The 12,907-nt window shown below is 73.9% G+C and carries 14 protein-coding genes and 1 pseudogene; 10 read left to right on the top strand and 5 right to left on the bottom strand.

Features of this window, described 5'->3' with window-relative positions; all coding sequences use genetic code 11:
* Positions 1–27: 27 nt before the first annotated feature.
* The 5 genes and pseudogenes from pstS to ADJ73_RS01330 all read right to left on the bottom strand — a co-directional run bounded on the left by pstS (position 28) and on the right by ADJ73_RS01330 (position 6,395).
* On the bottom strand, positions 28–1,200 hold the full coding sequence (pstS, locus tag ADJ73_RS01345; protein ID WP_050346767.1) for a phosphate ABC transporter substrate-binding protein PstS: 1,173 nt from the start codon (positions 1,198–1,200) through the stop codon (positions 28–30).
* 200 nt (positions 1,201–1,400) lie between these two features.
* Positions 1,401–2,369 carry an NUDIX hydrolase gene (locus ADJ73_RS01340; RefSeq protein WP_050346766.1) on the bottom strand — a complete coding sequence of 323 codons (969 nt, stop codon included), beginning with the start codon at positions 2,367–2,369 and terminating at the stop codon, positions 1,401–1,403.
* A 121-nt stretch (positions 2,370–2,490) separates the two neighbouring features.
* Positions 2,491–4,749: an RNA degradosome polyphosphate kinase gene (locus tag ADJ73_RS01335; protein ID WP_050349181.1), complete on the bottom strand. Its 2,259-nt coding sequence runs from the start codon at positions 4,747–4,749 to the stop codon at positions 2,491–2,493.
* Positions 4,750–4,848: 99 nt separating this feature from the next.
* Positions 4,849–5,655, bottom strand: a pseudogene (gene mshD / locus ADJ73_RS17395) (mycothiol synthase); the annotation flags it as partial.
* Between the two features lie 32 nt (positions 5,656–5,687).
* On the bottom strand, positions 5,688–6,395 hold the full coding sequence (locus tag ADJ73_RS01330; protein ID WP_050346765.1) for a winged helix-turn-helix transcriptional regulator: 708 nt from the start codon (positions 6,393–6,395) through the stop codon (positions 5,688–5,690).
* Positions 6,396–6,502: 107 nt separating this feature from the next.
* Here ADJ73_RS01330 and ADJ73_RS01325 point away from each other — a divergent pair, with 107 nt between their 5' ends.
* The 10 genes from ADJ73_RS01325 to ADJ73_RS01280 all read left to right on the top strand — a co-directional run bounded on the left by ADJ73_RS01325 (position 6,503) and on the right by ADJ73_RS01280 (position 12,907).
* Complete coding sequence (locus ADJ73_RS01325) at positions 6,503–6,799, top strand: MoaD/ThiS family protein (RefSeq protein ID WP_050346764.1); 297 nt, start codon at positions 6,503–6,505, stop codon at positions 6,797–6,799.
* A 112-nt stretch (positions 6,800–6,911) separates the two neighbouring features.
* Positions 6,912–7,775 carry a hypothetical protein gene (locus tag ADJ73_RS01320; protein ID WP_050346763.1) on the top strand — a complete coding sequence of 288 codons (864 nt, stop codon included), beginning with the start codon at positions 6,912–6,914 and terminating at the stop codon, positions 7,773–7,775.
* Positions 7,776–7,800: 25 nt separating this feature from the next.
* The gene (locus tag ADJ73_RS01315) at positions 7,801–8,304 is read left to right on the top strand and encodes an FABP family protein (protein WP_050346762.1); all 504 of its coding nucleotides are present in this window, start codon (positions 7,801–7,803) and stop codon (positions 8,302–8,304) included.
* A 16-nt stretch (positions 8,305–8,320) separates the two neighbouring features.
* A complete protein-coding gene (locus ADJ73_RS01310) occupies positions 8,321–8,791 on the top strand; it encodes a Fur family transcriptional regulator (protein ID WP_050346761.1) in 471 nt (156 codons plus the stop codon).
* Entirely contained in the window at positions 8,760–9,806 is a 1,047-nt protein-coding gene (gene ygfZ, locus ADJ73_RS01305) for a CAF17-like 4Fe-4S cluster assembly/insertion protein YgfZ (protein ID WP_050346760.1), read from the top strand. The genes ADJ73_RS01310 and ygfZ overlap by 32 nt, the downstream gene beginning before the upstream one ends.
* A gap of 46 nt (positions 9,807–9,852) precedes the next feature.
* The gene (locus ADJ73_RS01300; RefSeq protein WP_050346759.1) at positions 9,853–10,677 is read left to right on the top strand and encodes a 3-keto-5-aminohexanoate cleavage protein; all 825 of its coding nucleotides are present in this window, start codon (positions 9,853–9,855) and stop codon (positions 10,675–10,677) included.
* A 110-nt stretch (positions 10,678–10,787) separates the two neighbouring features.
* Positions 10,788–11,249: a helix-turn-helix domain-containing protein gene (locus ADJ73_RS01295; RefSeq protein ID WP_050346758.1), complete on the top strand. Its 462-nt coding sequence runs from the start codon at positions 10,788–10,790 to the stop codon at positions 11,247–11,249.
* Complete coding sequence (locus ADJ73_RS01290) at positions 11,246–12,085, top strand: hypothetical protein (protein ID WP_050346757.1); 840 nt, start codon at positions 11,246–11,248, stop codon at positions 12,083–12,085. The genes ADJ73_RS01295 and ADJ73_RS01290 overlap by 4 nt, the downstream gene beginning before the upstream one ends.
* Before the next feature lie 67 nt (positions 12,086–12,152).
* The gene (gene dtd, locus ADJ73_RS01285) at positions 12,153–12,578 is read left to right on the top strand and encodes a D-aminoacyl-tRNA deacylase (protein WP_050346756.1); all 426 of its coding nucleotides are present in this window, start codon (positions 12,153–12,155) and stop codon (positions 12,576–12,578) included.
* A 23-nt stretch (positions 12,579–12,601) separates the two neighbouring features.
* A complete protein-coding gene (locus tag ADJ73_RS01280) occupies positions 12,602–12,907 on the top strand; it encodes a DUF2516 family protein (protein WP_082176655.1) in 306 nt (101 codons plus the stop codon).

Genomic DNA, 12,907 nt, shown 5'->3' with positions numbered 1-12,907 from the left:
GGTCCTGGGCCGCCCGGCTTCCACGGGTCACTGCAGCGCGTCGATGGCGGTCGCGACCTTGGACTGGACCTCCGTGGGCAGCGGCGCGAAGCCGATCTGCTCGAAGGACTTCTGGGTCTCGGCCGAGGACATGTGCTTCAGGAAGGCCTTGATGGTCTTGCCCTTCTCGGCGTCGGTGGCCTTGGAGCAGACGATCTCGTAGGTGACCAGCACGATCGGGTAGGCGCCGGCCTCCTTCGTGGCGTAGTCGAGCTTGAGGGCGAGGTTGTTGCCCTGGCCGGCGACCTTGGCGGCGGCGACGGCCTTGCCGGCCGACTCGCCGGTCAGCTCGACGGCGCCGGCGCCGGTGTCGATCTTGGCGATGCCCAGCTTGTTGTCCTTGGCGTAGGACCACTCGGCGTAGGTGATGCCGCCGTCGGTGGCGGCGACGGCGCCGGAGACGCCCGCGGACTTCTCCTTGCCCTCACCCTTGCCGGTCCACTTCTTGCCGGGCTCGGCGGTCCACTTGGCGGGGGCGGCGGCCTTGAGGTACTTCGTGAAGTTCTCGGTGGTGCCGGACTCGTCGGAGCGGAAGAAGACCTTGATGTCCTTGTCGGGCAGCGAGGCGCCGGAGTTGAGCTTGGCGATGGCCGGGTCGTTCCACTTCGTGATCTTGCCGTTGAAGATGTCGGCCAGCACGTCCGCGTTGAGCGTGAGGGAGTCGACGCCGCCCAGCTTGTAGCCGACGGCGATCGGGCCGGTGACCATGGGGAGGTTCCAGGCGGGGGAGCCGCAGGCCTTGTCGGCCTCCTGCTGCTCGATCTTCCCGTCCTTCGGGGTGCTCTTGAGCGCGGAGTCGGAGCCCGCGAAGTCGGCCTGCTTGGCGATGAACTGCTTGATGCCGGCGCCGGACCCGGTGGCGTTGTAGTTGATGGTCGCGCCCTGGCACTTCTCCTGGAAGCTGTTGGCGGCCTCCTCGAAGGCGGCCTTCTGGGCGGAGGAGCCCTCAGCGTTGATCGTCGACTTGCCGCAGTCGGCGTTGCCGCCGGCAGCCGAGGTGCCGCTGGAGCCGGCCGACGAGGCCGAGCTGGACGCGCCGGAGCCGGAGCCCGAGCCAGAGCTGTTGTTGTCCGAGCCGCAACCGGTCAGCGCGATCGCACCAGCCAGGGCAAGGGTCGCAGGACCGGCGAAACCAGGACCGGCAAAACGCTGAGTCTTCACGTTGGCAGTACCTTCCACAAGCAGTGTCGTGAGCAGGCGCAGGTGCGCCGTCGTCCGCCAATGTAGAGACGCTGGGTGACGTGATGGCACGCTGGCCATGAACGCAGGGTGAACGACTCGCGTCACGCTCGGTGATTGTCACCACGTGGACGAGGCCCGGCGGCCCCCGGTCGACGGGGTCGCGCGCCACCGGGGGGCGGTCACGGCAGGTGACGCTCCACCGCCACCACCCGGGCGTCGTCGCCCCGCCCGGTCAGGTGGCAGACCAGCAGCTCACCCTTGGCCATGCCGCTGTCGGCGGCCTCCAGCAGCGTGTCGACGACGGCCCGCCCCTCGGCGTCCTCCACCGACGCCAGCACGGACAGCTCCTCGAGCAGCAGCGGCAGGACCGGCCCGTGGCTGCACAGCGCACCGGGGACCCCGCGGACCACGGCCTTGCGCAGGTGCCGGACGGCGCGGTCGGGGTCGTCGACGAAGGCCTCCTCGGTCAGCCCGTGCTTGGTCTTGAGCTCGAGCCCGGCCACCTCGGCGTAGGGCGCCAGCGTGTCGGCGCAGCGCACCGAGATCGAGGTCACCAGCCGGGTGACGCCGAAGGCGTCGAGGATCGGCACGATGGCGCGGGCCCGCTCGCGGCCGCGGTCGTCGAGCGGTCGCAGCCGGTCGTCCTTGGTCCAGCGCGAGCGGGGCAGGGCCTTGGCGTGCCGCACCACCACGAGGGGCCACGTCGTGAGGGCGCCGCGCTCGGCGTGGCGCACCACGGCGCGCAGCTGCTCGCGGTCGCGGGCGTAGTCCAGCCTGGCCATCGCGTCCTGCACCGGCAGCCACGCCACCTCGTCGATCTCGTGCTCGAGCCGGCCGTCGCCGCCGATGACCTCCGCCGCCCAGTAGCGCACGTGCTTGTGGGCCACCTGGCCGCGACGGTCGACGAAGGAGTAGGACGAGACCGGCAGCGGGCGCCCGAGCCGGACCCGCAGCCCGGACTCCTCCTCCACCTCCCGCACGGCCGCGGCGGGCCAGTCCTCGCCCGGGTCGAGCTTGCCCTTGGCCCACGCCCAGTCGTCGTAGGCGGGCCGGTGCACCATCGCGACCTCCAGCACGCCCCGGCGCCGCCGCCAGGGGACGGCTCCCGCCGCCGCGATGACCGGCGCTCCGGGGGCTGGGGCTGGCATGGCGCTCCTTGGAGGGTGCGGAGGGGCGGAGGGGCTGGTCTGACGTGCCGTCCAGGTGCAGTATGCCGCCCCCGCCGCGGACCGCCACCCGTGGGGGCCGGGCCCTCGGTCGGGGCCGGCGTCAGGCCCGGTTGCGCTTGCGGCGCTGCTTGAGGTGCTTGTCGATGAGGGCGGACTGGTGGTCGAGCAGCGCCTGCCCCTGCTCGTCCCGGTGGTGGCGGATCCACCGGTCGTCGGCGAGGTGCCAGCTGGAGGTGGTGTCCGCCATACCCTGATCCATCAGCTCGAGGAGCTCCTTGACGTGACGCGGGTCGCTGATCCGCACCAGCGACTCGACGCGACGGTCCAGGTTGCGGTGCATCATGTCGGCGCTGCCGATGTAGACGGTCGGGTCGCCGTCGTTGCCGAAGATGAAGACGCGGGAGTGCTCGAGGAACCGCCCGAGGATGGACCGGACCCGGATCGTCTCCGACAGCCCCGGGACCCCGGGGCGCAGCGCGCAGATGCCTCGGACCAGCAGGTCGACGTGGACCCCCGCGCGGGAGGCGCGGTAGAGGGCGTCGATGACGGACTCGTCGACGATGGAGTTGGCCTTGATGCCGACGTAGCCGGGCTTGCCCGCGCGGGCGAGGGCGGTCTCGCGCTCGATCAGCTCGATCAGCCCGGTGCGCAGCGACCGGGGCGCCACGAGCAGCCGCTTGAACTTGCTGCGCGGCGCCCAGCCGGACAGCTGGTTGAACAACCGGGTGAGGTCCTCGCCGACCTGCGGGTCGCAGGTCAGGATGCCGAGGTCCTCGTAGAGGCGCGCCGTCTTGGGGTTGTAGTTGCCGGTGCCGACGTGGCAGTAGCGCCGCAGGCCGTCCTGCTCCTGACGCACCACCAGGGACAGCTTGGCGTGCGTCTTGAGCCCGACGATGCCGTAGACGACGTGCACGCCGTAGTGCTCCAGCCGGCGGGCCCAGGCGATGTTGTTGGACTCGTCGAAGCGCGCCTTGATCTCCACGACCGCGACGACCTGCTTGCCGGCCTCGGCGGCCGCGATGAGGGCGTCCACGATGGGGGAGTCGCCCGAGGTGCGGTAGAGCGTCTGCTTGATCGCGAGGACGCGGGGGTCGGCGGCGGCCTGCTCGAGGAAGGCCTGCACCGAGGTGCTGAAGGACGTGTAGGGGTGGTGCAGCAGGATGTCCTTGCGCCGGATCGCCGCGAAGACGTCGCTCGCCTCCGAGCGCTCCCGCGGCGCCAGGTCCGGGTGCGTGCGGGCCTGGAAGGCCGGGAAGTGCAGCGAGGAGCGTGACAGGTCGGCGACGGTGTTGAGGCTGCGGAGGTCCAGCGGGTTGGGCAGCGTGTAGACCTCGTGGTCCTGCACGCCGAGCTCGCGCACCAGCAGCTGCAGGACGTGCTCGTCGATGTCCTGCTCGACCTCGAGGCGCACCGGGGGGCCGAACCGGCGGCGGGTGAGCTCCTTCTCGAGGGCCTTGAGGAGGTTCTCGGCGTCGTCCTCCTCGACCTCGAGGTCCTCGTTGCGGGTGACCCGGAAGAGGTAGTGCTGCTGCACGTCCATGCCGGGGAAGAGCAGGTCCAGGTGCGCCGCGATGATGTCCTCGAGCGGGACGAACCGCACGTGGTAGAGGTCGACCTCGCCCTTGGTGGTGATCTGGTGCAGCCGGGGCAGCAGGTCCGGCACCTTGATCCGGGCGAAGTGCTCGGCCTGGGTGCGCGGGTTGACCAGGGTGACCGCGAGGTTGAGGGACAGCCCGGAGATGTAGGGGAAGGGGTGGGCCGGGTCGACCGCCAGCGGCGTCAGGACCGGGAAGATCTCGCTGCGGTAGACCGCCGACAGGTGGGTCTGCTCGTCCTCGCTCAGGTCGTGCCACCGCACGATCGAGATGCCGGAGCGGTGCAGCTCGGGCTCGACCTGCTCGTGGAACACCCGCGCGGAGCGGACCATCAGCTCGTGGGCCAGCCGGCTGATCTGCTCCTGCTGCTCGTCGGGCTCGAGCCCCGACGGGGAGCGCACGGCGAGGCCGGTCGCGATGCGGCGCTTGAGCCCGGCGACGCGCACCATGAAGAACTCGTCGAGGTTGCTCGCGAAGATCGCGAGGAACCGGCAGCGCTCGAGCAGCGGCACGTCCGGGTCGGCCGCCAGCTGCAGCACGCGCTCGTTGAACTGCAGCCAGGACAGCTCGCGGTCCAGGAAGCGGTCCTCGGGCAGGTCGGCGTCGGCGTCCTCGACGACGTCCTGGCTCACCCGCACGAAGCGCCCGTCGGCGGAGCGCGGCCGGGCGGGGGCGGTCTCGGTGGGGTCCACCACCGGCTCGTCCGTCGCGGGGTCTGCGGTCCGACGACCGCTCTGCGTGGAGGTCGCGTGGTCAGCCTGCATGCCCGCATCCTCCCACCGGCCGGCGGGGCCGCGTGACCACTGCACGTCCGTGGCCACCGTCGAGAAGCCCTGGCGCGCATAGGTGGCCATCGCCGCGGCGTTGTCCGCCTCGACGTAGAGCACGACCCGGGAGAGGCCCCGGGAGCGCAGGTGGTCCAGCCCGAGGCGGGTGACCAGGGCGCCCAGCCCGCGGCCCTGGTGGTCGGGGTCGACGGCGACGACGTAGACCTCGCCGGTCTGCTCGTCGTCGTCGGCCGGGTCGACCTTGGTCCAGTGGAACGCCGCGAGCCGCGGCTCGTCCCCGGTCACGTCCTCCACGAGGATGAGCCCCTCGGGGTCGAACCACGTCGAGGACATCCGGTCGCGCAGCCCCGCGAGGTCCAGCGACCCCTGCTCGGGGTGGTGGGCGAAGGCGCGGGCGTTGACGGCGAGCACGGCCTCCTCGTCCCCCGGGCGGAAGGTGCGCACCCGGAAGCCGTCAGGGACGTCCACGGGGTCACGCTCGGCGTCGGTGGGCTCGAGCGAGCGGCCGAGCTTGCGCAGGTCCCGGGAGGGGCGCAGCCCGCGCGACGCGAGCAGCCGCCGCGCCGCCGGCAGGTCGCCGTGGGCCCACACCGACGTGGGCGTCCCGTCCGGGGGGAGCGCGGCGTCGAGCAGCGCGCCGCCGAGGCCCCGGCCGCGGGCCTGGGGCGCGACCACCAGCTCGAGGGCGTGCGGGGGGCCGCCGGCATACGCCACGACCCGGCCGTCCTGCCGCGCCACGACGTGGTGACCCGGGTGGGACAGGTCCAGCCTGGACTGCTCCGACAGCGGCCCGACCTCGTCGTGGGCCGTGGCGGCCGCGACCACCTCGAGGACCTGCTGCACGTCGTCGGGAGCGATCTGCGTCAGCGACTCCACCGTCATGCGCTCATTGGACCACGGTCGCCGCGTTGCGGTCAGTCTTCGGCCGCCGGTGCCCCCGCGCTCTCCCGGACCTCGTCGAACCGGTAGCCCACGTTGCGGACGGTGCCGATGGCCAGGTCGTGCTCCGGGCCGAGCTTGGCCCGCAGTCGTCGCACGTGGACGTCCACGGTGCGGGTGCCCCCGAAGTAGTCGTAGCCCCAGACCTCCTGCAGCAGCTGGGCCCGGGTGAAGACCCGGCCGGGGTGCTGCGCGAGGTGCTTCAGCAGCTCGAACTCCTTGTAGGTGAGGTCGAGGATGCGGTCCCCGAGGCGCGCGGTGTACGCGCCCTCGTCGATGGTCAGGGCGCCCGACCGGATCGGCCCCTCCGGTGCGGAGGGCAGGGTGGCGTCCGCGTGGCGGTGGGCGGCCAGGCGCAGCCGCGCCTCGACCTCGGCCGGGCCGGCCGTGTCCAGGAGTATGTCGTCCAGGCCCCACTCCGCGGTCACGGCCACGAGGCCACCCTCGGTGAGGACCGCGATGACCGGCGCGGTGGTCCCGGTGGCCCGCAGCACGCGGCACAGGGAGCGCGCGGCGACCAGCTCGCGGCGGGCGTCCACGAGGACGGCGTCGCAGCGCGGCGCCTCGACCAGGGCCGAGGGCTCGGCGGGCAGGATCCGCACGTGGTGGGGGAGCAACCCCAGCGCAGGCAGCACCTCGGCGCTCGCGGCGAGCGCGTTGGTCAGCAGCAGGAACTGGGCCATCGTCCTTCGAGGATAGGGCGGCCCGCGCGAGCGCCGTCGGATGCGACCATGGGGCGAGAAGGTGTCGCCGGCCGGTCCGGCGGCGCCCCGACCAGGGAGGAGTCCTGATGCAGCAGGGGACGACGGCTCCGCAGGCCGCGGCGGCGAGCAGCGACCCGGGGACGGTGCTGGTGCGCTACTGGGCCGGGGCGCGCGCGGCCGCCGGGGTCGAGCAGGACCAGCTGGACCGCTCGTCGACGACGACCGTCCAGGAGGTCCTCGCGGCGGCGGCCGAGCTCCGCCCGGGGCTGCAGCCGGTGCTGCCGGCGTGCAGCGTGCTCCTCGACGGCCGCGCGGTGCCGCGCGGGACGGCGCTCGGGGCGGCCGGGTTGATCGAGGTGCTGCCGCCCTTCGCCGGCGGCTGAGCGCGTCGTTTGCCGAGCGCGCCGGATGCCCAGCCCGGCGGATGCCGAGCGCGACGGGTGCCGCGAGTGCCGGATGCCGCCCGAACCCGGACCCGTCTGGAAGGATGGCCGGGTGCCCACCCCTGACGCCTCGATGCCCGCCGACGGGTCGGGAGCGTCGTCGGTGCGGCGCGAGCTGGCCCACCACGCGCGCCGGCTCGCCCGGCCCACGACCGTCCGGGACCTGTCGCCCCGCAGCCTGGTGACCCTCTCGGCGTGCCTGCTGGCGACGCTGCTCGCGGTCGCCTCCGCCGCCGGCCCGGCCGCCGAGGGAGCCACGGCCGGCGTGGTCGCTGCCGCCGCGGTCGTGCTGGCCGCCGGCTGGACCCGCGTCGTCGGGCTCCCCAGCCGACGCGGCACCCTGATCACGGTGGGGCTGTCCGCCGCGCTGCTGCTGGCCTCGGTGCTCGTGCCCGCCGACGGCGCCACCCTGCGGTGGGTGCCCGCGGCGCTCGCGATGGGGGTGGTGACGGCGTTCCTGCACCAGCTGGTGCGCCGCGACGGCCGCCCCCGCGTGGTGTCCAGCCTGTCCGGGACCCTGATGGCGCTCGCCGTCACCGCCGCCGGCGTGACCTGGGTCGCGCTGCCCTCGCTGCCTCACGGCGCCGACGCCGCCACGACCGCCTGGGTGGCGCTGGCCGCGGCGGCCGCCGTCGAGTGGGCCTGCCACCGTGCCCGGTGGTGGGCGGCGATGGTGCCGGGCGCCCTGCTCGCCGCCGCGGCCGCCGCGGCCCTCGTGGCGACGCTGCTGCACGTCGCCCTGCCGTGGTCGGTCCTGCTCGGCCTGGCCGTGGCCGCGCCCTCCGTCGCGACCCGGGCGGTCTTCGCGCCCCTGCCCGCGCTGGTCAGCAGCCGCGCCCAGGCCGTGAGCGGGGTCGCGTCGGTGCTGGTGGCGGGGCCGGTCGTCGAGGTCGTCGCCCGCCACGCCTTGGGCTGACGGCCGGCGCGGGTAGCATCGAGGCGTGCCTTTCGAGATCCCCACGGACCTGCCTTCCCCGCTGCTGCCGCTCGCCTGGATGATCGGCCGCTGGGAGGGCGTCGGCCTGTTCTCCTACCCGACGATCACCGAGGGCCGGTTCGGCCAGGAGCTCGTCATCAGCCACGACGGTCGCCCCTTCCTCGAGTGGCACTCCCACACCTGGGAGCTCGACGACGAGGGCCAGCCGGTCCGGCCCCGCGCCACCGAGCTGGGCTTCTTGCGCCCGGTCGGCGAGGAGAGCAAGGAGTGCGAGCTGCTGCTCGCGCACGCGACCGGGATCGTCGAGATCTACTACGGCAGCATCGAGCCGGCCCGCCTCATGATGAAGACCGACGGGGTCATGCGGTCCCCCCACGCCAAGGACTACTCCGCCGCGTCCCGGATGTACGGCTACGTCAACGGCGAGCTCTTCTGGGCGATGGACATGGCGGCGGAGGGCCAGCCGCTGCAGACCCACCTGTCGGCCCAGCTCAAGCGTGTCCAGTAGCCCCCCGCGAGGCGCCATGGGCCAGGACGTCGACGCGATCTTCCGCAACCACGGGCTGCGGGTCACCTCCCAGCGCCGCCGCGTGGTCGCCGCCCTCGGGCGGCTGCAGCACGCCACCCCCGACCAGCTGTCCCGCGAGGTCGACGGGGACGGCGGCGACGCGCTGCCGCTGTCCACGATCTACCGCAACCTCGACACCCTCACCGAGCTCGGGGTGGTCGCGGCCACCCGGCTGACCGAGGGCCCGCCCACCTACCACCTCGTCGACCACGCCACCCACCTGCACCTGGTGTGCAACGGCTGCGGCGCCATCACCGAGGCCCCGCTCGCCGTCGCCGACGAGCTCGTCGAGACCCTCTACGACCGCGACGGCTTCGTCGCGGACCTGCGCCACCTGCCCGTGCGCGGCTGGTGCGCGCGCTGTGCTCCCGAGCGTTCCCAGGAGGACCGCCACCATGACCACCCCCGCCACCCCCACCAGCACTGAGATCCGGCGCTCCCCGCTGCTCGACCGCCCCGGCGCCGTCGCCGGCGACCGGGAGGACGCGGGCGTCGCCGCGCACTACGGCGACCCCATGCGCGAGCAGCGGCTGCTCGTCGAGGGTCTGGCCGCAGTTGACCTGTCCCACCGCGGCGTCGTGACCGTCACCGGCCCGGACCGGTTGAGCTGGCTGCACTCCATCACCACCCAGCAGGTCACCGGGCTCGCGCCCCGGACCTCCGTCGAGGACCTCGTGCTCAGCCCCAAGGGGCACGTCGAGCACGTCCTGCACCTCGTCGACGACGGGGAGACGACCTGGCTGACCGTGGAGCCGGGCACGGCGCCCGCCCTGGTGGCGTGGCTGCGCAGCATGCAGTTCATGCTGCGCGTGGAGGTGGCCGACGTGTCCGCCGAGCACGCGGTGGTCGGCGAGCCGATCCGCGCCGAGGGCGCCGACGGCGAGCCCCCCACGTGGTGCGACCCGTGGCCGCGCCTGGGCCCCGACACGGCGGCATACGGGCCGGTCGAGGGGCACCCGGGAGAGGAGCGCCGCTGGCGCGAGGTGATCGTCCCCCGGGGTGAGCTGGTGGGCCGTATGTCGGACCGCCCGCTCGCCGGCACCTGGGCCGCCGAGGCGCTGCGGGTGGCCGCGTGGCGCCCCCGGCTCGGCTTCGAGACCGACCACCGCACCATCGCGCACGAGGTCGACTGGCTGCGCACCGCCGTGCACCTGCACAAGGGCTGCTACCGGGGCCAGGAGACGATCGCGCGGGTGCACAACCTGGGGCGGCCGCCGCGTCGGCTGGCCTTCGTCCACCTCGACGGCTCCGGGCACGTGCTGCCCGAGCGGGACGCCGCGGTGGAGGTCGAGGGGCGCGCGGTGGGGCGGCTGACGTCGGTGGCGCGCCACTACGAGGACGGCCCGATCGGCCTGGTCATGCTCAAGCGCAACACCCCCCTCGAAGCAGAACTCATGATTTCCGGCATCAGCGCCGCACAGCAGGAGATCGTCCCCCGCTGAGCCGTCCGCCCGGGAGGATCCACGTCGCGTGTGCCAGGATGGGCCCATGTCAGCGTCGACCCTCATCACCGTCGCCACGACCGGCGCCGAGTCCACCAAGCAGGACGTCCCCGCCCTCCCCACGACCCTGGAGGAGCTGGTCGAGACCGCCCAGCGGTGCGAGGCCGCGGGCGCCGCGCTGATCCACGTCCACGTCCGCGACGCCGACCACCGCCCCTCGCTCGATGTGGCACGGCTGCGCGACACGGTGGCGGCGCTGCGCGAGGCGACGGACCTCGTGGTGCAGCTGTCGACCGGGGGAGCGGTCACCGACTCCTTCGAGGCGCGGCTCGCGGTTCTGGACGCCGAGCCCGACTCCTGCTCCCTCACCTGCGGCACGACCAACTTCGGCGACGACGTCTTCCTCAACCCCTATCCCTTCATGCGGGACCTCTACCTCAAGGCGCGGGAGCGCCGGGTCGTGCCCGAGTTCGAGCTCTTCGACCTGGGGCACGTGCACGCGCTGGGCCGGCTGCTGCGCGAGTGCGGGCTGCCCCACGGCGGCGCGGTGCACTGCGACGTCGTGCTCGGGGTCCCCGGCGCCGCCCCGGCGACGCCCGAGAGCCTGCTGGCCTGCGTCGCGGCGCTGCCGCCCGAGGTCACGTCGTGGTCGGCCACCGGCGTCGGTCGCGGGCACCTGCCGATCATGGCGACCGCGCTGGCGGCGGGCGGCCACCTGCGGGTCGGCATGGAGGACAACCTGCTGCTGGCGCGGGGCGTGCCGGTTGAGCACAACGCACAGCTGGTCGAGCGGGCGGCCCGGCTGGCCGAGCTGATGCAGCGCCCCGCCATGTCGACGAGCCAGGCGCGCGAGCTGCTGCACCTGGGCTGAGGCCTGGCCGGCGACGCGGCCTGCCGGTGGGTGGTGACGTGACGCATCTGACGCGACGCGGCCGCTTGCAGGTGTTGCGGCCTGCTTGCAGGTGCAAGCACAATGGGGTCATGCCCCGCCTGCCCGGCACCACCCTGACGGTCACCGACCTCGGTGACTACCTGCGCGAGCAGCGGGAGGCGGCGCAGCTGAGCCTGCGTCAGCTGTCCGAGCTGGCCGGCGTCAGCAACCCCTACCTCTCCCAGATCGAGCGCGGACTGCGCCGACCGAGCGCCGAGATCCTCAGCGCGCTGGCCAAGGGCCTGCAGATCTCCGCCGAGTCCCTCTACGTCCGCGCCGGGCTGCTCGAGGAGACCCCCCGCGACGAGCGCCACGAGCCGTATGCCGACCACCCCCGCGCCTACCCGCCGGGCGTGGTCGCCGCCATCGAGGCCGACCCGCTGCTCACGCCGCGCCAGCGCCGCACCCTGGTCGACCTCTACCAGCAGCTGACCGACGGCGCCGGGGCCGCCCCGCGGCACCGGACCACCCCACGTCCCACCTCCACCACGTCCACGAGGAGCACGTCATGACCAAGAAGTCCGCCAAGCAGCCGACCGCCGGGCCCGTCTACGCCGCCGTCGGGGCAGCCGACCTGGCGGTCGAGCAGCTGCGCAAGACGCTCGGCCAGGTCGAGGCGCTCGCCGAGCAGATCCGCAAGGACCTCGAGGAGCGCGTCGCCAAGGCCAACACCGACGCCCAGCAGGCCGCCTCGCGCGCGGGCCGGGCCGCCCAGGAGACGCCGGAGCAGGTCATCAACCAGGGCCTGTCGGTCGCCAGCCTCGCCTCGCACGCCTACCAGGAGATGACCCAGCGCGGGCAGCGCGTCGTCGGCAAGGGCGTCGAGGACCTGCGCGCCGACAAGCGCGTCAAGGCCGCGACCGAGCGGGCCGAGACCACGGTCAAGGCCGCCACCGACACCGCCGCCACCGTCCGCGGGCTCGCGGACAAGGCCCTCGGCAAGAAGGACGCGGCGGCGGTCACCGTCCCGAGCACCGTCGTCGCCGGCGAGGCCGCCACCCCCGAGCCGGTCAAGAACGTCCGCGCCGCCGCGGCCGCCAAGGACAAGCCGGCCACCCCGCGCAAGCGCACGACCAAGCGCGCCACCACCGCGGAGGACCTCGCGCCGGACGCCCCGGCCACGCCCGCGAGCCGCCGGCCGTCCCGCGCCTCCGTGACCAAGGCTGCCGCCACCCCCGCCCGCGCCGCCAAGCAGGCGTCGGGCCGCCCCTCGCGGCGCACCGCCGGGTCGGCCGACCCGGTGGCCGCCTCCTCCGGCAACGCCGCGGCCACCAGCACCCCGCCGGCGACCTCCGACGTCGCGTCGTCCGCCGTCGAGGCGAGCGCCGCGCAGGCCGCCACCGAGTGAACCTCCCGCCGCCCGCGGGGCGGTTAGGGTCGGGGCCGACCCGACGTCGCCACCCGAGGAGCCGCCCGTGAGAGCCGTGATCAGCCGTGTGACCGCAGCCAGCGTCGTCGTCGCCGGCGAGGTGGTCGGGCAGATCACCCGGCCCGGGCTGCTGGTGCTCCTCGGGGCGACCCACGACGACGGGCCGGACCAGGTCGCCGCGATGGCCCGCAAGATCACCGAGCTGCGGATCCTGCGGGACGAGCGGTCGGTGCTCGACGAGGGGGCGCCTGTGCTGCTTGTCAGCCAGTTCACCCTCTACGGCGACACCCGCAAGGGTCGCCGCCCCTCGTGGAGCGCCGCCGCGCCCGGCCCGGTGGCCGAGCCCCTCGTCGACGCGGTCGTCGCCGCCGTGCGGGAGCGCGGCATCCACGTGGAGACGGGCAGGTTCGGCGCCGCCATGGACGTGGCGTCGGTCAACGACGGGCCGTTCACGATGATCGTGGAGGTCTGAGCCGTAGGCTGTCGCTCGTGCCGATGTACTCCCTGCAGAACCTCGTGGCCACCGGCCTCATGCTCGTCGTCGTGCTCGCGGGCGCCGTCGCCTTCGTGCAGTGCCTGATGACGCGACCCGACGCGTTCGTGGCGGCCGGCAAGCTGAGCAAGCCCGCCTGGAGCGCGATCACGGGCGTCGCGACGCTGGTGGCCTTCGCGTTCGGGCCGATCAGCCTGCTCGGCCTGATCGCGGTGGTCGGGATCGTCGTCTACTGGGTGGACGTGCGGCCCGCGCTGCAGCGGGTCCTCGGCCGCGGCGGCAGCGACGGGCCCTACGGCCGGTGGTGA

Origin of the sequence: Arsenicicoccus sp. oral taxon 190 (assembly GCF_001189535.1) — a bacterium.
In the GTDB taxonomy this organism is placed as follows: Bacteria; Actinomycetota; Actinomycetes; order Actinomycetales; family Dermatophilaceae; genus Arsenicicoccus.
The sequence above is the reverse complement of the archived record's forward strand: the minus strand, read 5'-3'. Positions and strand labels throughout refer to the sequence as shown.

What these genes read in the sequence shown, in the direction of transcription:
- ADJ73_RS01340 (WP_050346766.1), bottom strand. Translation starts at nt 2,369, where the DNA reads ATGCCAGCCCCAGCCCCCGGAGCGCCGGTCATCGCGGCGGCGGGAGCC.
- ADJ73_RS01335 (WP_050349181.1), bottom strand. Translation starts at nt 4,749, where the DNA reads ATGCAGGCTGACCACGCGACCTCCACGCAGAGCGGTCGTCGGACCGCA.
- ADJ73_RS01330 (WP_050346765.1), bottom strand. Translation starts at nt 6,395, where the DNA reads ATGGCCCAGTTCCTGCTGCTGACCAACGCGCTCGCCGCGAGCGCCGAG.
- ADJ73_RS01325 (WP_050346764.1), top strand. Translation starts at nt 6,503, where the DNA reads ATGCAGCAGGGGACGACGGCTCCGCAGGCCGCGGCGGCGAGCAGCGAC.
- ADJ73_RS01310 (WP_050346761.1), top strand. Translation starts at nt 8,321, where the DNA reads ATGGGCCAGGACGTCGACGCGATCTTCCGCAACCACGGGCTGCGGGTC.
- ygfZ (WP_050346760.1), top strand. Translation starts at nt 8,760, where the DNA reads ATGACCACCCCCGCCACCCCCACCAGCACTGAGATCCGGCGCTCCCCG.
- ADJ73_RS01300 (WP_050346759.1), top strand. Translation starts at nt 9,853, where the DNA reads ATGTCAGCGTCGACCCTCATCACCGTCGCCACGACCGGCGCCGAGTCC.
- ADJ73_RS01295 (WP_050346758.1), top strand. Translation starts at nt 10,788, where the DNA reads ATGCCCCGCCTGCCCGGCACCACCCTGACGGTCACCGACCTCGGTGAC.
- ADJ73_RS01290 (WP_050346757.1), top strand. Translation starts at nt 11,246, where the DNA reads ATGACCAAGAAGTCCGCCAAGCAGCCGACCGCCGGGCCCGTCTACGCC.
- ADJ73_RS01280 (WP_082176655.1), top strand. Translation starts at nt 12,602, where the DNA reads ATGTACTCCCTGCAGAACCTCGTGGCCACCGGCCTCATGCTCGTCGTC.